Source organism: Aeromonas sp. HMWF015 (genome assembly GCF_963878965.1).
Taxonomy (GTDB): Bacteria; Pseudomonadota; Gammaproteobacteria; order Enterobacterales; family Aeromonadaceae; genus Aeromonas; species Aeromonas veronii.
Genome location: NZ_CAWNZT010000177.1, coordinates 2,862 through 26,053, shown reverse-complemented (window position 1 = coordinate 26,053; position 23,192 = coordinate 2,862). Strand labels below are relative to the sequence as shown.

Genomic DNA, 23,192 nt, shown 5'->3' with positions numbered 1-23,192 from the left:
GGGCAGCACCAACGGCTGTTGCTGCAGTTCAGCAAGCGCAATGTCGCCGCTGTGCGGGTACAGATCCGCTTCGTCACGGTTCATCAGCACCGCCATCTGGTTGGCGCCTTGCGGGTAGACATGAAAGGCGCGCCGGCCAGCTCCGCCAACCGGTTCATCAAATCCCAGTCCGATATCGCACTGATGCAGCTCCAGCTGTGATAGCAGGGCTTCGTTGCTGAGCACCGACAGGCGAATGACGATGTCGGGATAGCGCTGCTTGCAGCGGGCAATAAACGGCATGATGTCGAGATTGGACTGGGGCACGATGCCGATACGCAGGGTACCGGATAGTTCTCCCTGAAACAGGGCCAGCTCCTGCTTGAGCGCCTCCTGTTCCAGCAACATTCGTTCGGCATACTGGCGTACCAGCTCGCCGGCCTCGGTCAGGGCGACAAACTGGCTGGTGCGTACCACCAGATCGGTGCCGACACTCTTTTCAAGCGCAGTGATGCTGGCCGAGAGGGTCGGTTGGGTGATGTGGCAGGCTTTGGCCGCTTTGGCAAAATGCCGGTGTTTGGCCAGCTCGTGAAAGTAGTGAAGTTGCTTGATGTTCATCTGGTTGTAGTGGAGGCAGTGGAACCGACTATTGAAGAATTAATCAATTGAAAAAACATCTTCGATAGAACAACTCTATCAGGATATAGATTTATTTCATTGGTTTTGCGTCAGTCGCCTCTCTAAACTTGAATGCAGTTTGCATTTTTAGGCCAACCTGCATGCCTGCCCATTCTCCCGTTGCAACCCCCGCCAACTTGCCGTCACTGGATCATCTGGTGGAAGAGGTAGCCGTCGCCATCAACATCAATGGCATCAACCATGCGGTGATGATGGCGACCCCGGACGATCTCGACGACTTTGCCGTCGGCTTTCTGTTTGGCGAGGGGATCATCCGGCATAACCACGAAGTCCACGACATTGAGATCGCGCCAGCCGAACAGGGTATTGTGCTGGATGTGACCATCGCCAACCGCTCTCTGGCCGCTCTGAGTGAGCACAAGCGCCGGCTGACCGGGGTGACCGGTTGCGGCATCTGCGGCGTAGCGGCGGTGGAGCAGGCGCTACCCGCACTGCCGGTATTGCCACTGACGCCGCCGCTGGATGGGGCCTTGCTGGCGGGGCTGCGCCCGCAGATCGCCCAGTGGCAGCTCAAGGGACAGCAACACGGCGCCCTGCATGCGGCGCTGGCGCTGGATGCCGAGGGCCGGATCCTCCACTGCCGGGAAGATATCGGGCGCCATAATGCCCTCGACAAGCTGATCGGCCTGCTGCTGCGTCAGCAAAGTGCGTGCGACACCCTAGTGGTGACCAGCCGCTGCGGTAGCGAGCTGGTGCAAAAAGCCGCCCGCTTCGGCGCACGTCACCTCATCTGCCTGGCATCGCCCAGCCAGCTGGCGGTCAGGTTGGCCCTCAAATACAACCTCAACGTCGTTCATATTCCCAAGTTTGATGCCCCGGTCAGCTATTCGAGCTATCGCCCGGCGGATCCCATCGGAGAGTGCCATGAGTCATATTGAAAAGCCCGCCAAAGCCGGCGGTTTTTCGTCCCTGCAATCCACCATGAAACAGGTGCTGCGCAGCCAGAAGACCCGTCAGAACATCAAGAACCTGCTGCGGGTCAACCAGACCGACGGTTTCGACTGTCCGGGGTGTGCCTGGGGTGACAACGACCACGGCACCTTCCAGTTTTGTGAGAACGGCGCCAAGGCGGTGGCATGGGAGTCTACCGGCAAGACGGTGGGGGCCGAGTTTTTCGCCGCCCACTCGGTGCACCAGCTGGCCACCCAGAGCGACTACTGGCTCGAGTATCAGGGGCGGCTGATCGAGCCGATGCGCTACAACCCGGCGACCGATCACTATGAGCCGGTAAGCTGGGACGATGCCTTCGCCCTGATTGCCGACACCCTCAAGGGACTGAATAGCCCGGACGAGGTGGAGTTCTACACCTCGGGGCGTGCCAGCAACGAGGCTTCTTATCTTTATCAGCTGTTTGGCCGCCTGTTTGGCACCAACAACTTCCCCGACTGCTCCAACATGTGCCACGAGGCGAGCGGGGTAGCACTGATCCAGTCGGTCGGCATCGGCAAGGGCACTGTGGTGCTGGATGACTTCGACCAGGCCGATGCGGTGTTCGTCTATGGCCAGAATCCGGGTACCAACCACCCGCGCATGATGAATGCCCTGCGCCAGGCGGCGCGTGGCGGCTGCAAGATCGTCAGCTTCAACAACTTGAAAGAGGTGGCGCTGGAGCGCTTCGCCAGCCCGCAGAGCCCGCTCGAGCTGCTGACCCCGGCTGCCACCACCATCAGCCACCAATACCTGACGCCGAAACTGGGTGGCGATATGGCCGCCATCCGCGGCATGGCCAAGTACATACTGGAAGAGGCGCCGGAGGCGGTGGATCGCGACTTTATCGCCCGCCACACCCGCCACTTTGCCGAGTACGAGGCGCAGGTGCGTGCCACCGACTGGGCCATGATCGAGCAGCAATCCGGCCTGACTCGCGCTGACATCGTGCAGGCCGCCCGGGTCTTTGCCGTCAGCCAGCGCATTATCAGTTGCTGGGCTATGGGGGTGACCCAGCATCTGCACTCGGTCGATACCATCCGTGAAATCGTCAACCTGCACCTGATGCGTGGCCAGATTGGCAAGCCGGGGGCGGGACTCTGTCCGGTACGGGGCCACAGCAATGTACAGGGCAACCGCACCATGGGGATCAACGAAAAGCCGACCGCCGCCTTTATCGACCGGCTCGAGCGTCACCTGCAGGTGAGCCTGCCGCGGGCCCGTGGCCACAACGTGTACGAAGCGCTCAAGGCGTTGGACGAGGGCAAGAGCAAGGTGCTCATCTGCCTGGGTGGCAACCTGGCGGCAGCGGCGCCCGATACCGACTTCACCTACGGGGCGATGAAAAAGGCCGAGCTCAACGTGCAGATCAGCACCAAGCTCAACCGCAGCCATCTGCAGGTGGGCAATGCAGCGCTGATCCTGCCCTGCCTCGGCCGTACCGAGCTCGACATCCAGCGCAGCGGCAACCAGAAGATCACGGTGGAGGATACCTTCAGCATGGTGCACGCCTCGACCGGCGCAGCCGAGCCGGTATCGCCGCTCTGCCTCTCCGAAACCGACATAGTGGCGCGGATGGCTCATGCCACCGTGGGCAGCGAGCGGGTCGACTGGCTGGCTCTACGCGATGACTATGCTCGTATTCGCGATCTCATCGAGCAGACCATCGCCGGTTTCACCGATTTTAACGCCCGCATCCAGCAGCCGTGCGGTTTTCATCTCGATAATTCCGCAGCGCTACTGACCTGGAATACCGCCAGCGGCAGCGCCGAGTTTCGTGCCAGCACCCTGCCGCACTCGGTGCTGCCGGAGTGTACCCGCCATGCCGAACAGATGAGCGATCAGCCGGTGTTGCTGTTGCAGAGCCTGCGCTCCCACGATCAGTACAACACCACCATCTACGGCATGGACGATCGCTATCGCGGCATCAAGGGCCAGCGCATGGTGGTCTTCATGAACGAAGGGGATGCCCGTCGCCTCGGTTTTGCCGAAGGGGACAAGGTCGATATGGCGGCCATCTGCAACGATGGGCGCGAGCGCATCGTGACCGGCTTTAGTGTGGTGATCTATGACATTCCGAAGGGCAACATCGCGGCTTATTACCCGGAGACCAATCCGCTGGTGCCCATCGACAGTATCGGGGCCGGATCGTTTACCCCGACCTCCAAGTCCATCCCGGTGCTGGTGACTGCCTCCTGCCAGCAGGAGAGTCTGTTGCTGGTCAAATAAAAGCGCTAACGCGACTGGCTGCGCTCACACAGCCTGCACAGTGAATGCGATGATGCCCCGGGTGAGCTTTTCATCCGGGGCATTTTTTCAGGTCTGAAAGGGGTTGGGGTCGTTGATCATCAGGCAAAGAAAAGCCCGTCACGCTGGTGACGGGCTTTTGCTGTTGGTACCCCGAGATGCCGTTGCCGGTTTGGGCCCTTGAACCGTCGGTTCAAGGCGGGGATCGGATCTGACCGCAGGCTTCTCGGTCGTGCCGAGCATGCGCAATAGCCAGAAGGCAGATCCCCTGTTTGGTATGAATATCGGCTCGGGGACTTGAACCGGCTGACAAACATCCCAGGGAATTTTAAAACGGTTTGCGATTAGGGCTGTTGCCCCTCTTCGCTGGAATCACCATATTGTCCGTGCTCGATCAGGGCCGCTTCGATGGTGCGCTGCAGCATCTTGATCCGCTTGTCCATGGTCTCAGAGTATTGGTGGTTCTTCTCTTTTTCAAGGCAGAGCTCATGACAGAAATTGAGCGCCGCCATGATAGCCAATTGCTCGTTGCTGGAGACTTTGGAGCGTTGACGCAGGTCGATCAACTTGTCGGTCAGCTGCTCGGCGGCCTGGCGCAGGGCATCCTGCTGTCCCAAGGGACAGGATACCTTGTAGGGACGTCCCAAAATGACGATTTCTACGGCCTCTGTGCTCATGCCTTCCTCAATACGGCGGAGCTGATTTCCGCCTTTATCCACGTGGACAACTGGGCGGGACTATATAGCGCAGATGCATAAGTTTCAAGGCCTTGCTGGCTCTGGAAGAGGGAGAATGCTAGGATCCTGACCATTAATTCTGCAAATTTGACTGAACTTTGAGCGGATCCTCGATGAGCAAAACGAACCCCCTTAAATATGCGGCAGTGGCCGACATCATGGAACAACATGAGCTGATGGCCAGCGCAGTAGAGGCCCATGGTGTGATCTGCGGTCTGGTGTGCGGCGGTGTGGCACTGGACGACAAGAGTTGGGTGCCCCATTTCAACGATCTGGTGAACGACGGTTTCGGTCTGCCGGCCCCGGTGCGCCAGGTGATGACCGATCTTTATCACAATGTGGTCGAGAGCCTGATGGCCCAGAAGGGCGTCGAGCTGCTGCTGCCAAGTGATGATGCACCCCTCGATGAGCGCATCGATTCGCTGGTGGACTGGTCGCAGGCATTTCTGGCCGGTTTCGGCGTGGTGCAGCAGGAGCTTTCCCGCGCGTCGGAAGAGCTGCAGGAGATGATCCAGGATATCGCCAGCATCACTCAGGTCTCTGCCGAGTTTGATCAGGAAGATGACGAGAACGAAGCCTCCTTCCTGGTGCTCTACGAACACGTCAAACTGGGGGTCATGATGGCCTTCGAAGAGTTTGGCAAGCGCCCCGATACCCCGAGCGCGCCGCCGACCCTTCATTGAGGTGCGGGTCAACGAGACCCTTACTGAATCTGCAAGAGCGCCTGATGGCGCTCTTTTTTTATTCCCTTGTGGTGGCTAACCCTGTGAGGCGCAACCGGTTTTTTGCCGGTGACCTCGCATTCGGCCAGCGGCTTTGTGATAGCATGAGGCCACCTTTTTCACTTCTTCCTCTCTGCTTATGTCTCAATCTGATGTGCGACAGGTCGATGTCACCCTGGTCGGCGGTGGAATGAGCGGTGCCGTGCTGGCCCTCTCGCTGGCAGCCCTGTTTCGATCCGATGGCTCCCCCCTCGAGATCCTGCTGCTGGAGGCAAGCGTCCCCGAACAGCACACCCATTCAGGGTTCGACGCCCGCGCCATTGCGCTCTCGGCCGGTACCTGCGATGCGCTGTTGCGACGCGGACTCTGGCCGCTGTTTGCCCCCCATTGCGCCCCCATTACCCAGATTCATGTCTCGGATAGGGGCCACTTCGGTCAGGCTCGCCTGTCGGCTGCTGAATACCGTCTGCCCGCGCTGGGCCAGGTGATCGAGCTTGCAGCTGCCGGTCATGAGCTGCAACGGGCGATGGCGGCCTCTCCGAATATCCGGGTCTGTTGTCCGGCCCGGGTGAGCGAGATTGCGCCCGATGAGAAGAAGGTGACCCTCACCCTCGAGAGCGGTGAACAGATTGAGACCCGCCTGCTGGTGGCGGCAGACGGCGGCAACTCCTTTGTGCGTCAGCACTTCAAGTTGCCGGTGACCCGCCACGACTTTGAGCAACACGCCATCATCGCCACGGTCAAAACGGCGCAAGACCCTGAGGGACGCGCCTTCGAGCGTTTTACCGAAGGGGGGCCGCTGGCCCTGCTGCCGATGCAGGAGGGGCTCTCCTCGCTGGTATGGAGCGTCGGGCAGCATGAGGTGGATGAGCTGATGGCCCTCGATGAGGTGGCGTTTCTTGCCCGTTTGCAGCAGGCCTTTGGCTGGCGGCTCGGCCGCTTCGAGCGATGTGGCGTGCGTCACGTCTATCCGCTCATTCTGACCGCCTGCGACTACCCGCTGGCCCAGCGTACCGTGCTGGTGGGCAATGCTGCTCATGCCCTGCACCCTATCGCCGGGCAGGGCTTCAACCTCGGGATGCGGGACCTCGACCTGCTTACCGACGCCGTAGCCAAGGCGTTGGCAGAGGGGGAGGATATCGGCAGCTTCAAGGTACTGAGTGGCTACTGGCAGCAGCGTCAGCGCGATCAGGCGCAGACCGTCTGGCTCACCTCTTCGCTGGCCCAGCTCTTCTCCAATGGTCACGATCCGCTGGTGGCGGGGCGCAATCTGGCGCTCACCCTGATGGGGCGATTCCCGTGCCTCAAGGCGCCGCTTGCCTCGCGCACCCTGGGCTTTGTCGCTGATGTGTGCGGCAACTAGCCAGCACTTGTTGAGTGGAACCTGTTGACCGGAAGATGGTGACCGCCATTCGTTGATCAAAACCTATTGAATAAAGAGGTGATGCCTGCGGGCGTCCCCTCGCTGGCCAGCCGGTCAGCCCTGAAAGGATGAGATGATGCAGATGCAAAATGTGGATGTGGTGATTGTCGGTGGCGGCATGGTGGGGCTGGGGCTCGCTGCGGCCTTGAAACATAGCGCCCTCAAGGTGCTGGTGGTGGAGGGGCAACTGCCCGATCCACAGCTGGGGGAGGTGGCCGATAACCGGGTCAGCGCCTTGAGTCTCGCCAGTCAGCAGATCCTGCGCCATGTCGGCGCCTGGGACGGCATTGCAGCGCGTCGCCTGCAGGCCTACGACAAGATGGCGGTGTGGGAGCAGGACAGCTTCGGCCATATCGACTTCGATGCCGCCAGCCTGCGTCAGGCCAACCTCGGCCACATCGTCGAGAATCGGGTGATCCAGCTGGCGCTGCTTGAGGCGATTGAAGGTGCCAGCAATATCCAGCTGCTGACCCCCGCCAGAGCCAAGAGCCTGCAGAGCGGCTCGGCGGGCGCCTTGCTGCTCCTTGAAGATGGTCAGGCCATCTCTGCCAAACTGGTAGTTGCCGCCGATGGCGCCCACTCCTGGGTACGCCGTCAGGCTGATATCCCGCTCACCAGCTGGGATTATGGCCACCACGCCCTGGTGGCGACGGTGCGCTGCGCCGAACCCCATGAGGCGGTGGCACGCCAGATCTTCACCCCGGATGGCCCGCTCGCCTTTTTGCCGCTGTGGAAGGAGAACCTCTGCTCCATCGTCTGGTCGCTGCCTGCGGCCCGCGCCGAGGCGCTTTGCGCCTGCGATGACGAGCAGTTCAACCGCCAGCTTACTGCCGCCTTCGATGCCCGCCTTGGTCTGTGCAATGTGGAGGGGCCGCGTAGCGCGATTCCGCTTACTGCCCGCTATGCCCGCGACTTTGCTCGCGAGCGGCTGGTGCTGGTAGGGGATGCTGCCCACACCATCCACCCGCTGGCGGGGCAGGGGGTCAACCTCGGCCTGCTGGATGCTGCCGCGCTGGCGGAGCAGATCTTGCAAAATCATGCCGCGGGTGAGGATATCGGCCTGCTCGCCAACCTGCGCAGCTACGAGCGCTGGCGCAAGAGCGAAGCGGCTCGCATGCTCGCTGCAATGGAGGGGCTCAAGCGGCTGTTCAGCGGGGCCAACCCGCTCAAGAAGCTGGTGCGGGGCGTGGGATTGCGCGCGGCCAATCTGCTGACGCCCTTCAAGGAGGGGGTGATCCGCGTCGCCATGGGGCTGGAGGGCGAGTTGCCCGCATTGGCCCGTCCTGACTGGGCTGTTGCGGCGACCAAGGGCAGTGCCATGCAGGCCAAGGGTGAAAAAAACTAATATTACTCGCGTTTTTTGACAACAAAAGTAATCCGACAAGGCTGATGACCCGTTTTGGGTGTCAGCCTTTAATTTTGCTCTGGAGCGAAACGTTTTTCTGTAAATTGTGACGAAACGGTAAAAATCAAAATTTAATCTCGCCTGAGTCGGCTTATGGCTGTTTTTATCACTGCATTTATCTTAGTGTCTGGAGTCAGTTTTACGGGAGGGGATTAGTTTTTTTTGAGCGGCACGCTCGCCTGCTTGTCATATAATCCGCTCCGTTCAAGGAATCCCTCTTGCCTGGCAAGGGCAGGAGCGAGCACACACTTTTGGATCCGGTCGCTTTTTGTTGCACTCAGTGCAGTCAGAGCGGTGGCGCGGGTCGCAAGGGTGGTCGCCAAAGCGAAAAGGCTTTTTGCTAAGGAAAGAATGCGATGATCCAGACTACTGTACTGCATCCCAAACACCTGGAAGCCGGCGCCAAGATGGTGGACTTCCACGGTTGGGAAATGCCCATCAACTACGGCTCCCAGCTGGAAGAGCACCATGCGGTGCGCAGCGATGCCGGTATGTTCGATGTCTCCCACATGACCATCGTCGATTTGACCGGCGAACGGGTTAAAGCCTTTCTGCAACACCTGCTGGCCAACGACGTGGCTAAACTCACAGCCCCCGGCAAGGCCCTCTACAGCGGCATGCTCAATCCGGAAGGCGGCGTGATCGATGACCTCATCACCTATTACCTCACCGATACCTTCTACCGGCTGGTGGTCAACTCCGCTACCCGCGAGAAGGATCTGGCCTGGATCCGCCATCACGCCATCGATTTCGACATCACAGTGACCGAGCGTCCGGAGCTTGCAATGATTGCGGTGCAGGGCCCCAATGCCAAGGTCAAGGCTGCTGCTGTGCTGAGCGCCGCCCAGCGCACTGCCGTAGTGGGGATGAAACCCTTCTTCGGCGTGCAGGCTGGCGATCTCTTTATCGCTACCACCGGCTACACCGGCGAGGATGGTTATGAAATCGTGGTGCCGCAAGAGAAAGCCTGCGAGCTGTGGCAAGCGCTGCTGGATAACGACGTGGCCCCCTGCGGCCTCGGTGCCCGCGATACCCTGCGCCTCGAAGCGGGTATGAACCTCTACGGTCAGGATATGGACGAGTCAATTTCTCCGCTGGCCGCCAACATGGCCTGGACCATCGCCTGGGAGCCGAGCGATCGCAACTTTATAGGCCGCGCTGCGCTGGAAGCACAGAAAGCGGCGGGCAACCAGCCCAAGCTGGTGGGTCTGGTGATGGAAGAGAAAGGGGTGCTGCGTGCCGGTATGCCGGTCACCTTCACCGCGGCAAATGGTGAGAAGCGGGAAGGTGTGATCACCTCCGGCTCCTTCTCTCCCACCCTGGGCTACAGTATTGCCTTGGCGCGGGTGCCCCGTGATATCGGTGAGCTGGCCGAGGTGGAGATCCGCAAGAAGCTGGTCACAGTGAAGGTCACCAAGCCCGCTTTCGTCCGTAACGGCCAGAAGCTGGTTTAACATCGTCTTGGGGGAGGGCAGTGCCTCCCCCCATCCCTTTTCATATTCGTTTTTAAACGCGACTCAAAGATCAAAGGAAGCACAAATGAGCCATATCCCGAGCGAACTGAAATATGCCACTTCCCACGAGTGGATCCGTGTTGAAGCCAACGGCGAGGCCGTGGTCGGTATCACCGAACACGCCCAGGAGCTGCTGGGTGACATGGTGTTTGTCGAGCTGCCGGAAGTGGGCAAGCAGGTCAGTGCCGGTGACGACTGCGCCGTGGCCGAGTCGGTCAAGGCGGCCTCCGACATCTACAGCCCGGTGAGCGGCGAGATCATTGCCGTCAACGAAGAGCTGGAAGGGAGCCCCGAGTTGGTCAACTCCGATCCCTACAGCGCTGGCTGGCTGTTCCGCATCAAGCTCGATGACGAGAGCGAGCTGGCCAACCTGCTGGATGCCGAAGGCTACCAGAACGTGGTGGACGAAGAGTAATGCCCCCGGGCCCTGCCAACACAGCAGGGCCCTTTTGTATGACCGCCAGCCGGGCAAGCACCGGCCGGTGGAAGGGTGAAGTCGCCCGCGCCTGCCGTTTGCCAGCCTAGGTGCCTAGGGGGCAAACGGGCCGGTCCGCAACAAGGCGATCCCCTCTTGATGCTGCCGCAGCATCCGGTGCCGCACCCTCTCTGCGGGACCCAGAACATGAGTGGAGTCGGTATCAACCGACGATCAGGAACATCAGGTCTTGGTTATCAGGATGTCATGCCAGGACTTATTTATCAGGAAATAGGGAAATGACCCAGTCACTGTTTGAACTCGAGCAAAAAACCGATTTTGTCCGCCGCCATATCGGCCCGGGCGAGGAAGAGCTGCGCCAGCTGCTGGCGACCGTCGGGGCCGAAAGCCTGGACGATTTGATTGAACAGACCGTGCCTGCCGCCATTCGCCTGCCGGGCCCGCTCGGCATCGGTGCCGGCATGACCGAAGTGGAGGCGCTGGCCAAGCTCAGGGGCTATGCCGCCCAGAACAAGATTGCCAAGAGCTATATCGGCATGGGTTATCACGATACCCATGTGCCCCATGTCATTTTGCGCAACGTGCTGGAAAATCCGGGTTGGTATACCGCCTACACCCCGTACCAGCCCGAGCTGGCGCAGGGCCGTCTCGAAGCCCTGCTCAACTTCCAGCAGCTGACGCTGGATCTCACCGGCATGGATCTGGCGAGTGCCTCCCTGCTGGATGAAGCGACTGCCGCCGCCGAGGCGATGGCGCTGGCCAAGCGGATGGCCAAGTCCAAATCCAACCTCTTCTTCGTGGCCGATGACGTGCACCCGCAGGTGATCGACGTGGTCAAGGAGCGCGCGGTTCACTTCGGTTTCGACGTGGCGGTTGGCGCCGCGAGCGACGCGGCGAGCGAAGAGGTGTTCGGTGCCCTGTTCCAGTACCCCACCACCACAGGGGAAGTGAAAGATCTGCGCGCCCTGATTGCCGCGGTACAGGCCCAGAAAGGGCTGGCTTGCGTCAGCGCCGATCTGCTCTCCCTGCTACTGCTCAAATCCCCGGGTGAGCTGGGGGCCGACGTGGTGTTGGGCTCCGCCCAGCGCTTTGGCGTGCCCATGGGCTACGGTGGCCCCCACGCCGCCTTCTTCGCCACCCGCGATGCCTACAAGCGCTCCATGCCGGGCCGTATTATCGGTGTCTCCAAGGATGCCCGCGGCAAGGCCGCGCTGCGCATGGCGATGCAGACCCGCGAGCAGCACATCCGCCGCGAGAAGGCCAACTCCAACATCTGTACCGCACAGGTGCTGCTGGCCAACATGGCAAGCTTCTACGCCGTCTACCACGGCCCGGTGGGGCTGAAAACCATCGCCTCCCGCGTGCACCGTCTCACTACCATTCTGGCGCTTGGCCTCAAGGCCAAGGGTGTGGCCCTCAAGCATGCCAGCTGGTTCGATACCCTGACCGTGCTGACGGCAGATAAAGCAGCACTCATTGCCAAGGCTGAAGCTAATGGCATCAACTTGCGTGCAGATCTCGACGGTGCGGTAGGGGTCTCCCTCTCTGAAACCACCACTCGCGGCGATGTGGCCGAGTTGTTCGAACTGTTCCTAGGGGCAGGCCATGGCCTCGACATCGAGGCCCTCGACAAGGCGGCGCAGGCCCATCACGCCATCCCGCAGGATCTGCTGCGCACCGACGCCGTGCTGACCCACGAGGTGTTCAACAAGTACCACTCCGAAACCGAGATGCTGCGTTATATCCACCGTCTCGAAGCCAAGGATCTGGCGCTCAACTACGCCATGATTTCGCTCGGCTCCTGCACCATGAAGCTCAACGCCACCGCCGAGATGACCCCGGTGACCTGGCCCGAGTTCGGCAAGTTGCACCCGTTCGCCCCGCTGGCGCAGGCCAAGGGCTACCAGCTGCTGCTGGCCGACCTCGAAAACTGGCTGGTGAAGGTGACCGGTTACGATGCGGTCTGCATGCAGCCCAACTCAGGTGCCCAGGGGGAGTACGCTGGTCTCTTGGTCATCAAGAAGTACCACGAATCCCGCGGCGAGGGGCATCGCGACATCTGCCTCATTCCGGCTTCTGCCCATGGTACCAACCCGGCCTCTGCCCAGATGGCAGGGCTCAAGGTGATCGTCACCGCCTGTGACAAGTCGGGCAACGTGGATCTCGACGATCTGCGCGCCAAGGCCGCCGAGGCGGGGGATCAACTCTCCTGTCTGATGGTGACCTACCCCTCCACCCACGGAGTGTATGAGGAGACCATCAAGGAGGTGTGCGACATCGTTCACCAGCACGGTGGTCAGGTCTATCTGGACGGTGCCAATATGAACGCGCAAGTTGGATTGACGGCACCGGGCTTTATCGGGGCGGACGTCTCTCACCTCAACCTGCACAAGACCTTCGCCATTCCTCACGGTGGTGGCGGCCCGGGTATGGGCCCCATCGGCGTGAAGAAACATCTGGCACCGTTCGTGGCCGGTCACGCCGTGGTCAAGACCGACAAGGAGAGCCGTGACAATGGCGCCGTGTCGGCTGCACCGTTCGGCTCGGCCAGCATCCTGCCCATCAGCTGGATGTATATCGCCATGCTGGGTGACGAGGGGCTGAAGAGATCCACTCAGGTGGCTATCCTCAACGCCAACTATCTGGCCAAGAAGCTGGGTGAATCCTTCCCGGTGCTCTATTCCGGCCGCAACGGTCGGGTGGCCCACGAGTGCATTCTGGATATTCGCCCGCTCAGGGAGGCTTCCGGCATCAGCGAGATGGACGTGGCCAAGCGGCTGATGGACTACGGCTTCCACGCACCGACCATGAGCTTCCCGGTAGCGGGCACCCTGATGGTCGAGCCGACCGAGTCGGAATCCAAGCGCGAGCTGGATCGCTTCGTCGAGGCGATGACGTCCATCCGCGCCGAGATTGCCAAGGTGCAGGAGGGGCAGTGGAGCCTGACCGACAACCCGCTGGTCCATGCGCCGCACACTCAGGATGATGTGATGGATGCAGAGTGGTCCCGTGGCTACAGCCGCGCTGAGGCGGTCTTCCCGTCCGACGCCGTGCGCGCCAGCAAGCTGTGGCCATCTGTGAACCGCATCGACGACGTCTACGGCGATCGCAACCTGTTCTGCTCCTGCATCCCGACCGAGGATTACGCCAAGTAAGTGGCGTTTAGGTGCAACAGTTAAGCCGTATAAACAACAGGGCCACCCAGACGGGTGGCCCTTCGCTTACATGGACTTTATCTGCATGCTGCTATCCAAACGTCCGGCTTAAGTCCTTGAGCTGGCTCGCTTTGCTCTGCAAATTGGCACTGGTTTCACTCACCTGATCGATTTTGAGGCTGTTATCGTGAGAGAGCGAGGATATCTGGTTGATATTGCGACTGATCTCCTCGATGACAGCTTGTTGCTCGGTGGCCGCGGCGGTGATCTGGTTGGAAAAATCAGAGACCTTGTCTATCTCGACCACAACCTGATTCAGGTTGCCGGTGCTTGCCTGGGTGGTGGCGAGGCAGGCGTTGGTTCTAGTCACATTGAGATGCATCATCTCTTTCCATCCCCCCAGGGTTTGCTGGATATGGCCAATGCTGTTCTGGATCTGCTCTGTCGCCTTGTGGGTTCTGGTCGACAGGCTGCGAACCTCGTCCGCCACCACTGCAAAGCCGCGGCCCTGATCGCCTGCCCGTGCGGCTTCGATGGAGGCATTGAGCGCCAGCAGGTTGGTTTGATCCGCAATGCCGCGAATTTCGCTCATGATGGTGCCGATCCGCTCGGATTCGCTCGCCAGCTCGACAGCTGACTGGAAGGCTTGCTCCGCCTGGGTGGCCAGCGCCGACATCTCTTCTCCCGCTTCCGAAAGCTGGGTGCTGGTGGTGATGCAGTGGCGGCGGGCCTCTTCGATCTGGCTGTTGCTGTCTTGAATATTGCGGTTGATCTCCTCGGCGGCCGAGGCCATCTGGGTGACGGCGGTGGCAATCTGCTGGATCTGCGTGTCTTGCGAAGAGATATCCTGGCTGGCCAGCGAGGCGGAGCCGCGCAGGTCATTGGCCATGGCATTGAGCGAAGCCGTGGTGTCATCCACCCGGCCGAGCACGGTACGGATCCTCGCTTGCCCGAGTTTGATATGGAAATCGGCGATGCTGTGGGGGGCATCCCCCGAGAAGATAAGGCGGCTGATGCTGTCGTAATCCTGCTCGAGCTGCTGCAAGAATCGTGGCGTGAGGAAGAGAGGGTGGCGATTGAACCAGATTGTTGCCAAGAGGGGAATGATGACCCAGATCGCCTGCAGCGGTGAGAGCAGCCAGAGCGCGCTGATCACGCTGACGAGCAGCAGGGGGATGGTCATCATGGCCGGTGTGAGTTGACGCAGGCCCATGTGAATGGCAGAGCCGGTTTCACGGGCTTTAAGGGTTTTGTACATCTGGCTGGCACGCGCTTTGTGCTCTGCTGCGGGACGGCAGCGGACGGATTGGTAACCCACCATCTTGCCATCTTCATAAATCGGGGTGACATAGGCATCAACCCAATAAAAACGACCATCTTTGCAGCGGTTTTTTACCATGCCTCGCCATGGTTTGCCTGCCTGCAGGTGGGCCCAGAGATCGGCAAACGCTGCCTTGGGCATGTCGGGGTGGCGCACCAGATTGTGATGCTGCCCTAACATCTCTTCCAGGCGATAGCCTGCCACCTGACAAAACGCCGGATTGGCGTAGGTGATGTCCCCTTTGAGGTCGGTCGTCGATACCAACTGGATATCGTCGGCAAATTCAACCTCGGTATCTGTGGTGTGAAGCGAGCTGGTTACCATGATCAGGCTCCGGTTTTGGCGTAACGGAATGCTTCGTCTGAGTATGGCAGAGGATGTTCATTTATTGTGTTGTTGCATATTAACTCTTGTGCTACTGCGTGGGGACGGGATGGGTCTCACATTTTTACAGCACGGTTTGGCGAGGGGAGGCAGGCCAAGTAACATGGCGTGACTTATGGTTGTGCAGCGAGACAGGTAACGCAATGAAGTTGGATGCGATTTTATGGGATTATGACGGTACTCTGGTCAATTCGGTGCCGAAGAATATCGATATCACCAAGCAGATCCTGGCTGAGGTCGCCCCCCATCTGATCGGAGAACATCTGCCGCGCTATCTGCGCAGCGAAGCGGAGTATCACCATGCCAATCACGCCGCCAAGAACTGGCAGGCGCTCTATATGGATTACTACGGTTTGTCGCGGGACGAGATGGTGCTGGCTGGCAGTCTGTGGGCCAAGCATCAGGAGATGAACCGGACCGAGGTGCGGTTTTTTGCGGGGCTGGAGGCGGTGATTGACCATTTCTCTGCCATTCCCCACGGAATTTGTTCGCAAAACTCCCAAAAAAACATTCGCCGGGTACTGGAGCTGCATGGCGTGAACAGCCAGTTCAAGGCTGTAGTCGGCTATGATGACGTGCCCGGACAGCAGCAAAAACCCCATCCTTAGGTGGCCTCAAATGTCTGGAGTCTATCTTCGGCCCAGCCAGGTGCCAGTCGCTGATCTATATCGGTGACCATGAAGCGGATGTGCAGTTTGCCCGTCATTTGCAAGCGGCGCTTGGCGAGCAGAGCCGTGTGATCTCGGTGGCTGTCGCCTATAGCCGCGCGACCCCGGAGCGCTGGGAACACCAACCCGACCATATCGCCCGTGACGTCGAGGATCTGCTCCCCATTATCGGGCAATATCTGTAACGCCGGTTGCAGATTGTCGTACGGAACATGCAAAACGCCGATCTGTTGATCGGCGTTTTGTCTATGGGAAGCCTGATGGTTTCACACTCTGCTGGCTTAACACCCTGTCTGTTTAATGATGAGCGACTTAAAACAGCAGTTGCGTCAGGTAGCCCATCAGGATCGCCATGCCGAGGATCACGGTAAGGAAGGCTGCAATCATCGGGGTTCTGAACATGGATTTGAGCAGGATCACCTCGGTCAGACTGGCACCGGCACTGCCGATGATCAGCGCCATGACGGCGCCCATTCCCATCCCTTTGCCCAGCAGTACCGACGCCAGCGGGATCACGGCCTCGGCGCGGATGTAGAGCGGGATCCCGACGATAGCGCTGAAGGGGATGGCCAACGGGTTCTCGGCGCCAGCATGGGCGGCGATCCACTCGGCCGGAATAAAGCCGTAGATAAATGAGCCGATAAGGACCCCCAGCAGCAGGAAGGGCAATACCGCTTTGAACTGCTGCCAGGCATCGAGGCGAGCTTTGACCCAGGCGGTGGGGAGCTGTGGCGCTCTGGTCAGGGTTGCCGTGCCATCGCCGCAGCAGGGGAGGGTGGACTGCTCTGCCATCTCTGGTTGCGGAGCCGGACAGCACGCTGCCCCGTTGAGGGGTTTGATTGCGCGAATGGCACTGCGTTGGTTGTTACTGCAATGTGCTTGAGTGGTGGCGCGGGTCGCCGGGCCACAGTCGCTACCGCAAGAGGGGGTGGCCTCTTTGGGGTCGATGACATGGCGCTCGAACCCCAATCTGTCGAGCAGCATGCTCGCCATGACGGAGACGCTGGCGGCGATCACGGCGTAAAGCAGGGTCACTTTCCAGCCGAAGGTGGCCCACATCAAGCCGACGATGATGGGGTTCAGCAGTGGCGAAATAAACAGGAAGGTGAGGGTGGGGCCAAGGCCTGCCTTGGCCGAGTGCAGCCCTCTCAGCATGGGGATGGTGGAGCAGCTGCAAAAGGGGGTGACGGCGCCGAGCAGGACCGAGAGCAGATAGCCTTTGCCATGGCGTGCCCCCAGCATCCGCTGGATCTTCTCGTCGGGGATCTTCTGGCGGATCAGGCTGACCCCGGCGCTAATGACCAGAAACAGAACCGAGAGCTCGATAGCCAGAAACAGGAACATCTGGGCTGCATCGGTCAGCATGGTTAACCACTCGTTCATTGTCGTATCCTCACTTGGTTTCTATACTTCCAAAATAATCGAAATGAATGTTTGGTCAAGATATTTCTGGTATTATCGAAATGTCAAATTCGTGGAGGGCGCAGAGATGCAACTGGAAGAGGTCGCCAAGGCATTGAAAGAGCTGGGTCATCCGACCCGGCTGTTTATCTTCAAGCATCTGGTCAAGGCGGGAGAGCAGGGGCTGCCGGTGGGTGAGCTGCAAAAGCAGCTGGCGATCCCCGCTTCCACCCTCAGCCACCATATCGCGGCGCTGGTCTCGGTGGGGCTGGTGAAGCAAAACCGGGAAAGTCGCACCCTGCTTTGCGTCTCTCAATACGTGGTGCTGGAGGAGATCATCGCCTTTTTCCGCGATGAGTGTTGCGTCAACAGCCCGGAGCATCGGCAAGATCAAAGGCAAGAGCTGCCTTCCTGAGGGCTATGGCTGCTAGTAGTGCTGCTTGCAATAAAAAAACGCCGATCATCCGATCGGCGTTTTGCATTGTTCTTCTCTGTTGTGGGCATTAACCCAGATTGGCTGCAACCTTGCTTTGGGCTTGCCCTTTGCGCTTGATGACAAAGCCAATACCCAGTACCACCAGCCAGGCGGGGATCAGTTCGACCGAGATGCGAAAATCCGGGGTCATGTACATGATCACCAGGATGCCAGCCATGAACGCGAGGCAGAGGTAGTTGCCGAAGGGATACCAGAACGCCTTGAACTTGGGTTGAACGCCTTCTGCGATCTTGGCCTTGCGGAACTTGAGGTGCGCGAGGCTGATCATCGCCCAGTTGATCACCAGTGCGGAGACCACCAGCGCCATCAGCAGACCGAACGCCTTGCCCGGCATCAGGTAGTTGATCAGCACGCAGAGCAGGGTAGCGATGGCCGAGACCGAGAGGGCAACCAGCGGTACGCCGCTCTTGTTGGTCTTGAGCAGGGCTTTCGGGCCGTTGCCCTGTTTGGCCAGACCGAACAGCATCCGGCTGTTGCAGTAGACGCAGCTGTTGTAGACCGACAGTGCCGCCGTCAGCACCACGATGTTGAGCACGGTGGCGACCAGATTGCTATCCAGAGCGTGGAAAATCATCACGAACGGGCTGCCGCCTTCCACCACTTTACCCCAGGGGTAGAGGGACATCAGGATAGCCAGAGCGCCGATGTAGAAGATGAGGATGCGGTAGATCACCTGATTGGTGGCCTTGGGAATGCTCTTCTCTGGGTTGTCCGCTTCCGCGGCGGTAATGCCCACCAACTCGAGACCGCCGAAGGAGAACATGATCACCGCCATAGCCATCACCAGACCGCTGATGCCGTTGGGGAAGAAGCCGCCTTGGGCCCACAGGTTGGTGACGCTCGCCTCGGGGCCACCGGCACCGGAGAGGAGCAGATAGCCGCCAAAGCCAATCATGCCGATGATGGCAACCACCTTGATGATGGCGAACCAGAACTCCATCTCGCCAAACGCTTTGACGTTGGAGAGGTTGATGGCGTTGATCAGCACGAAGAAGAAGGCTGCCGACATCCAGGTCGGGATCTCGGGCCACCAGTACTGGACATAGATGCCCACCGCGGTCAGCTCGGCCATGCTCACCAGCACGTAGAGCACCCAGTAGTTCCAGCCGGACGCGAAACCGGCAAACTCACCCCAATATTTGTAGGCAAAGTGGCTGAAGGAGCCGGCTACCGGCTCTTCCACCACCATTTCACCGAGCTGGCGCATGATCAGGAAGGCGATAAAGCCGCCGATGGCATACCCCAGCAGGACCGAGGGGCCTGCCATCTTGATGGTTTGGGCAATGCCCAGAAAGAGGCCGGTGCCGATGGCGCCGCCCAAAGCAATCAACTGAATGTGGCGGTTTTTAAGGCCGCGCTTCAGCTCCTCACCGTCTTGTTTCAAATCCATGGGTCTGTCCTTACGTCTCTGTTGTCTCTGGTCGGTGTTGGGCTCATCCTGAGCAGGCCGCAGTGCGTAGCCAAAACCTGACGAAAGCTGTATTTATTTCGTTACGTTATGCCGTTTTCAATTTTTTAGTGTTGGCTAGCAACCGAAGCAGAATAGTGATAATCCGCCATAAATGCACCTGTTTTCCATCTCTAATGGCCGTATTTTGTACCAAAGGCAGCTTTTTCATGATCTGAAGAGGCTTGCTGGTAGTTTTTGGTTGATGTTTGTGCAATAGAATTCTTTTTTGTTGACATTTTGTCTTGTTGGTGTGCTTTTGTGGTGCCAAGCCACAAATGGATGCAAATGATGCCAAACAAGCAAGAGTACAGGGAAGAGTGCAGGGAGTTGGAGTACAGAGAGCGCGAAAGCGTGCTGCAACAAGGGGTTGCCCGGAGTGTGCTGGTGGCGCTCTGGTTAGGGATTGCCGCCAGTCCGCTGTTGTTGCTGGTGGCGGCCACCATGTTGCTGGGCTGGCTCTCGCTCGGTGATCAGGGGTTGCTGCACTACTGGCAGCCGCTGTTGCTGGTTGGTGGGGTCACGGGGGCGCTCGTTGGCGGCTGGCTGGCGGAGCGGGTTCGCCTGCGCCACGGTTTGCTGGCCTTCTATGCCCGGTTGATGAACAACCCTGAGCTCAATCGTTAGTTAACGCTGGCTGTTTGCCGAGGGCAGCAGAACGGAATCGAATAGCGGCTAACTGGCAGCAGGTGACAAGGGCACAACGGCAAGGTCGACAAGAAGAGGGATAAGCATTTGTGGTGCTTATCCCTTTTTTATCCACGTTTTTCACTGTCATCTATGTGAATTGTAGTTCGCCACAGCTGACTTTCGCCGCGACACTGTAATTTTTATCTTTTGTTGATGCAGATAGCTGTCAAGCTGGCTTAACAGAGTTGGCGGCGCAGACCGGTCGCCTCGAGGACCTTGGCGCTGATCTCCTCCACCGAGTGGGAGCTGGTATCGAGGAAGCGTATCGCCTCCTGGCGAAACAGCCTCTCCACGCAGGCCAGCTCCTGCTCGCACTGTTCGATGGAGGAGTAGCGGCTGTTAGCGCGGCGCTGGTTGCGGATCTCTTGCAGCCGCTGCGGCGCTATGGTGAGGCCAAACAGCTTGTGACGGTTGGCCTTGAGGGGGGCGGGCAGCTCCAGCATCCCCATGTCCTGCTCGATAAAGGGGTAGTTGGCGGCGCGAATGCCGAACTGCAGCGCCAGATAAAGGCTGGTGGGGGTCTTGCCGCAGCGGGAGACCCCGATCAGGATGATGTCCGCCTCATCGTACTCCCTGGTGGTGATGCCATCGTCGTTGGCCAGTGCGAAGTTGACCGCCTCGATGCGATCGTCATAGAGCTTGCGGTTCTCCATGCCGTGGGTGCGGTGGAGGCGGGGCTCGGCTTTTACCCCCAGCTCCTGCTCCAGCGGGCTGACGAAGGTGTTGAGAAAGTCGTGGCCGCACGCCTCCGATTTCAGTACCTCTTCCCGTACCAGCGGGTCGACGATGGTGTGAAACAGAATGGGGCGTACCCCGGTCTGGCGGAACTGCTCGTCGATCCGCATCCGTACCTGACGGGCTTTCTCCAGTGTCTCCACAAAGGGGATAGTGATCTGCTCGAAGGCCAGCGGAAACTGGCTCAATACCGCGTGACCGAACACTTCGGCGGTGATGGCGGTTCCGTCTGAAACATAAAATACGGTGTGCACGTAGGGCTCCTGTGATACCGCGGGTGGGGTCGCATGGGGTAAGGGGTGAGAAGTATCTCCCGAAACCATACCAGTTTTGTCAACCGGTCTGCTGTGCCCAAGTTGTGAAGTGGCTTGCAAACCTGAATCGTTATCTTTTTGTGTCGCCATTGTAGAATGTTCCGGTCATTCGACCATCCCCAACTCTTGCTCGGGGATTTTTTTGAAAACCAATGGAAAACGTTTTCATGGTCGTTGGCAACAAAAGAAACAGACAATAACGCACCTGACTTACCCATAACCTCATCGATTAAATCGGGCGCACGAGGTGCTATGGCATCGGTGCCCACCAACCTGGAGACATCCAAGTGCAACAGTACGTGCTCTGGTACGAACAACTCGGAATGCAGGACGTAGAACGAGTTGGCGGCAAGAACGCATCCCTTGGCGAGATGATCAGCAACCTCTCTGGCGCCGGCGTATCCGTGCCGGGGGGCTTTGCCACCACCGCCTTTGCGTTTAACGAGTTTCTGGAGTCAAGCGGCCTCAACGGCAAGATCCACCATCTGCTCGACAATCTCGACGTGGACGATATCGCCGCCCTCAACCGGGCCGGTCAGCAGATCCGCGACTGGGTGATCGACGCCCCGTTCCAGCCCGAGCTGGAGCAGGCTATCCGGGTTGCCTATGAAAAGTTGAGTGCCGGTGTCGAGGCCTCGTTTGCGGTGCGCTCCTCCGCCACCGCCGAGGATATGCCGGACGCCTCCTTTGCCGGTCAGCAGGAGACCTTCCTCAACGTACGTGGCATCGATGCCGTCATGACGGCGGTCAAGCATGTGTTTGCTTCCCTGTTCAACGATCGCGCCATCTCCTATCGGGTGCATCAGGGCTATGACCACAAGGGCGTTGCCCTGTCGGCCGGGGTGCAGCGGATGGTGCGCTCGGATCTCGCCGCCTCCGGCGTCATGTTTACTCTGGATACCGAGTCCGGCTTCAACGACGTGGTCTTTATCACCGGGGCCCATGGTCTTGGCGAGATGGTGGTGCAGGGCGCGGTCAACCCGGATGAATTCTATGTGCACAAGCCGACTCTCAAGGGGGGCCGCCCGGCGGTGGTGCGCAAGACCCTCGGCTCCAAGCTTATCAAGATGACCTACTCGGACGATGCCGGTCACGGCCGCCAGGTGAAGATTGTCGACACCAATGAGGCCGAGCGCAGCCGCTTCTGCATCAGCGATGAGGAAGTGATGGCGCTGGCGAAACAGGCCCTCATCATTGAGCAGCACTATGGCCGCCCGATGGATATCGAGTGGGCCAAGGATGGTCAGGATGGCCAGCTCTATATCGTGCAGGCCCGCCCGGAAACCGTGCGCAGCCGTCAGGAGGCCAACACCCTCGAGCGTTTTGCCCTCAAGCAAGCGGGCAAGGTGCTGATCGAGGGGCGTGCTATCGGTCACAAGATTGGCGCGGGCCCGGCGCGGGTCATCTCCTCCATCAGCCAGATGGACGAAGTGCAACCCGGCGATGTGCTGGTCACCGACATGACCGACCCGGACTGGGAGCCCATCATGAAGCGGGCCTCCGCCATCGTCACCAACCGGGGTGGCCGCACCTGTCACGCCGCCATTATCGCTCGCGAGCTGGGCATTCCGGCGGTGGTGGGCTGTGGCAACGCCACCGACCATATTCAGCCGGGCCAGCGGATCACCGTCTCCTGCGCGGAAGGGGATACCGGTTTTATCTATGACGGCGAGCTGGACTTTGATGTGGCGGTGACCGAGGTGGGCAATATGCCGCGCCTGCCCATCAAGATCATGATGAACGTCGGCAACCCGGATCGTGCTTTCGACTTTGCCCAGTTGCCCAATGCCGGGGTGGGGCTGGCACGCCTTGAATTCATCATCAACCGGATGATCGGCGTGCACCCCAAGGCGCTGCTGGAGTTTGACCAGCAAACCCCAGAGCTCAAGGCCACCATCGGCAAGATGATCGCCGGTTACGACAGCCCGCGTGAGTTCTACGTGGCCAAGCTGACCGAGGGGATCGCCACTCTGGGGGCCGCCTTCTGGCCGGAGCGGGTGATCGTGCGGATGTCGGACTTCAAGTCCAACGAGTACGCCAATCTGGTGGGCGGTCGTGGCTACGAGCCCCACGAGGAGAACCCGATGATCGGTTTTCGTGGCGCATCCCGCTGCATCGCCGACAGCTTCCGCCCCTGCTTTGCCCTCGAGTGCGAGGCGATCAAGCGGGTGCGCGATGTGATGGGGTTGACCAACGTCGAGGTGATGATCCCCTTCGTGCGTACTGTGGGTGAGGCGGAGCAGGTGATCGACATCCTGGCCGAAAACGGCCTGCGCCGCGGCGAGCGGGGGCTCAAGGTGATCATGATGTGCGAGATCCCGAGCAATGCCCTTCTGGCGGACCAGTTCCTCGAGCACGTGGACGGCTTCTCCATCGGCTCCAATGACATGACCCAGCTCACCCTTGGGCTGGATCGGGACTCGGGGCTGATTGCCCACCTGTTCGACGAGCGTAACGAGGCGGTCAAGGCGCTGCTGGCGATGGCGATCCAG

20 protein-coding genes and 1 other RNA gene are annotated in these 23,192 nt (G+C 59.7%); 13 read left to right on the top strand and 8 right to left on the bottom strand.

Annotation, left to right across the window (positions count from 1 at the left end; all coding sequences use genetic code 11):
* On the bottom strand, positions 1 to 597 hold a 597-nt coding region (locus AACS18_RS09255), incomplete at its 3' end, for a LysR family transcriptional regulator (protein WP_258228900.1).
* A gap of 161 nt (positions 598 to 758) precedes the next feature.
* Between AACS18_RS09255 and fdhD the strand changes: the two genes are divergently transcribed.
* Together fdhD and AACS18_RS09245 are read left to right on the top strand one after the other, a co-directional pair.
* Positions 759 to 1,556 carry a formate dehydrogenase accessory sulfurtransferase FdhD gene (gene fdhD / locus AACS18_RS09250; RefSeq protein WP_181363431.1) on the top strand — a complete coding sequence of 266 codons (798 nt, stop codon included), beginning with the start codon at positions 759 to 761 and terminating at the stop codon, positions 1,554 to 1,556.
* The gene (locus AACS18_RS09245) at positions 1,543 to 3,834 is read left to right on the top strand and encodes an FdhF/YdeP family oxidoreductase (protein ID WP_108614179.1); all 2,292 of its coding nucleotides are present in this window, start codon (positions 1,543 to 1,545) and stop codon (positions 3,832 to 3,834) included. Before fdhD ends, AACS18_RS09245 begins: the two co-directional genes overlap by 14 nt.
* Before the next feature lie 164 nt (positions 3,835 to 3,998).
* Here the strand turns inward: AACS18_RS09245 and ssrS are convergent.
* Both ssrS and zapA read right to left on the bottom strand, forming a co-directional pair.
* A non-coding RNA gene (ssrS, locus tag AACS18_RS09240) (6S RNA) lies at positions 3,999 to 4,180 on the bottom strand.
* 16 nt (positions 4,181 to 4,196) lie between these two features.
* A complete protein-coding gene (gene zapA, locus AACS18_RS09235) occupies positions 4,197 to 4,529 on the bottom strand; it encodes a cell division protein ZapA (protein WP_005333910.1) in 333 nt (110 codons plus the stop codon).
* A 173-nt stretch (positions 4,530 to 4,702) separates the two neighbouring features.
* Here zapA and AACS18_RS09230 point away from each other — a divergent pair, with 173 nt between their 5' ends.
* The 3 genes from AACS18_RS09230 (at position 4,703) to AACS18_RS09220 (ending at position 8,079) form a co-directional block, all read left to right on the top strand.
* Positions 4,703 to 5,272, top strand: coding sequence for a UPF0149 family protein (locus AACS18_RS09230; RefSeq protein WP_005346580.1), 570 nt, complete (start codon positions 4,703 to 4,705; stop codon positions 5,270 to 5,272).
* Positions 5,273 to 5,450: 178 nt separating this feature from the next.
* Positions 5,451 to 6,674 (top strand): 2-octaprenyl-6-methoxyphenyl hydroxylase, encoded by a 1,224-nt coding sequence (ubiH, locus tag AACS18_RS09225; RefSeq protein WP_108614178.1) that lies wholly within the window; start codon positions 5,451 to 5,453, stop codon positions 6,672 to 6,674.
* Between the two features lie 136 nt (positions 6,675 to 6,810).
* Positions 6,811 to 8,079 (top strand): FAD-dependent 2-octaprenylphenol hydroxylase, encoded by a 1,269-nt coding sequence (locus tag AACS18_RS09220; protein WP_108614177.1) that lies wholly within the window; start codon positions 6,811 to 6,813, stop codon positions 8,077 to 8,079.
* Between the two features lie 212 nt (positions 8,080 to 8,291).
* Here the strand turns inward: AACS18_RS09220 and AACS18_RS09215 are convergent, their stop codons facing one another.
* Positions 8,292 to 8,519 carry a hypothetical protein gene (locus AACS18_RS09215; RefSeq protein ID WP_139473543.1) on the bottom strand — a complete coding sequence of 76 codons (228 nt, stop codon included), beginning with the start codon at positions 8,517 to 8,519 and terminating at the stop codon, positions 8,292 to 8,294.
* Between AACS18_RS09215 and gcvT the strand changes: the two genes are divergently transcribed.
* From gcvT to gcvP, 3 genes are all read left to right on the top strand, one after another.
* Positions 8,496 to 9,593 carry a glycine cleavage system aminomethyltransferase GcvT gene (gcvT, locus tag AACS18_RS09210; RefSeq protein ID WP_108614176.1) on the top strand — a complete coding sequence of 366 codons (1,098 nt, stop codon included), beginning with the start codon at positions 8,496 to 8,498 and terminating at the stop codon, positions 9,591 to 9,593. The genes AACS18_RS09215 and gcvT overlap by 24 nt on opposite strands.
* Positions 9,594 to 9,678: 85 nt before the next feature.
* Positions 9,679 to 10,068, top strand: a complete 390-nt coding sequence (gene gcvH, locus AACS18_RS09205; RefSeq protein ID WP_005333898.1) for a glycine cleavage system protein GcvH — start codon at positions 9,679 to 9,681, stop codon at positions 10,066 to 10,068.
* A 299-nt stretch (positions 10,069 to 10,367) separates the two neighbouring features.
* Positions 10,368 to 13,244 carry an aminomethyl-transferring glycine dehydrogenase gene (gcvP, locus tag AACS18_RS09200; RefSeq protein WP_108614175.1) on the top strand — a complete coding sequence of 959 codons (2,877 nt, stop codon included), beginning with the start codon at positions 10,368 to 10,370 and terminating at the stop codon, positions 13,242 to 13,244.
* Positions 13,245 to 13,335: 91 nt separating this feature from the next.
* Here the strand turns inward: gcvP and AACS18_RS09195 are convergent, their stop codons facing one another.
* On the bottom strand, positions 13,336 to 14,889 hold the full coding sequence (locus AACS18_RS09195) for a methyl-accepting chemotaxis protein (RefSeq protein ID WP_108614174.1): 1,554 nt from the start codon (positions 14,887 to 14,889) through the stop codon (positions 13,336 to 13,338).
* Positions 14,890 to 15,092: 203 nt separating this feature from the next.
* Between AACS18_RS09195 and AACS18_RS09190 the strand changes: the two genes are divergently transcribed.
* Positions 15,093 to 15,557 (top strand): HAD family hydrolase, encoded by a 465-nt coding sequence (locus AACS18_RS09190; RefSeq protein WP_219928021.1) that lies wholly within the window; start codon positions 15,093 to 15,095, stop codon positions 15,555 to 15,557.
* Between the two features lie 80 nt (positions 15,558 to 15,637).
* Positions 15,638 to 15,802: a hypothetical protein gene (locus AACS18_RS09185; RefSeq protein WP_219928020.1), complete on the top strand. Its 165-nt coding sequence runs from the start codon at positions 15,638 to 15,640 to the stop codon at positions 15,800 to 15,802.
* A 127-nt stretch (positions 15,803 to 15,929) separates the two neighbouring features.
* Here AACS18_RS09185 and AACS18_RS09180 read toward each other — a convergent pair whose 3' ends face one another.
* Positions 15,930 to 17,000, bottom strand: a complete 1,071-nt coding sequence (locus tag AACS18_RS09180; protein ID WP_108614173.1) for a permease — start codon at positions 16,998 to 17,000, stop codon at positions 15,930 to 15,932.
* Positions 17,001 to 17,106: 106 nt separating this feature from the next.
* On the opposite strand from AACS18_RS09180, the gene AACS18_RS09175 reads away from it, so the two are divergent.
* Positions 17,107 to 17,433 (top strand): ArsR/SmtB family transcription factor, encoded by a 327-nt coding sequence (locus AACS18_RS09175; protein ID WP_108614172.1) that lies wholly within the window; start codon positions 17,107 to 17,109, stop codon positions 17,431 to 17,433.
* Between the two features lie 88 nt (positions 17,434 to 17,521).
* Here the strand turns inward: AACS18_RS09175 and AACS18_RS09170 are convergent, their stop codons facing one another.
* Positions 17,522 to 18,904, bottom strand: coding sequence for an amino acid permease (locus AACS18_RS09170; RefSeq protein ID WP_108614171.1), 1,383 nt, complete (start codon positions 18,902 to 18,904; stop codon positions 17,522 to 17,524).
* 387 nt (positions 18,905 to 19,291) lie between these two features.
* On the opposite strand from AACS18_RS09170, the gene AACS18_RS09165 reads away from it, so the two are divergent.
* Positions 19,292 to 19,588, top strand: coding sequence for a hypothetical protein (locus AACS18_RS09165; protein ID WP_258228899.1), 297 nt, complete (start codon positions 19,292 to 19,294; stop codon positions 19,586 to 19,588).
* Positions 19,589 to 19,827: 239 nt separating this feature from the next.
* Here AACS18_RS09165 and ppsR read toward each other — a convergent pair whose 3' ends face one another.
* Positions 19,828 to 20,640, bottom strand: coding sequence for a posphoenolpyruvate synthetase regulatory kinase/phosphorylase PpsR (gene ppsR / locus AACS18_RS09160; protein WP_108614169.1), 813 nt, complete (start codon positions 20,638 to 20,640; stop codon positions 19,828 to 19,830).
* 347 nt (positions 20,641 to 20,987) lie between these two features.
* On the opposite strand from ppsR, the gene ppsA reads away from it, so the two are divergent.
* Positions 20,988 to 23,192, top strand: a 2,205-nt coding sequence (ppsA, locus tag AACS18_RS09155) for a phosphoenolpyruvate synthase (protein ID WP_258228898.1), incomplete at its 3' end; no start/stop codon positions are given.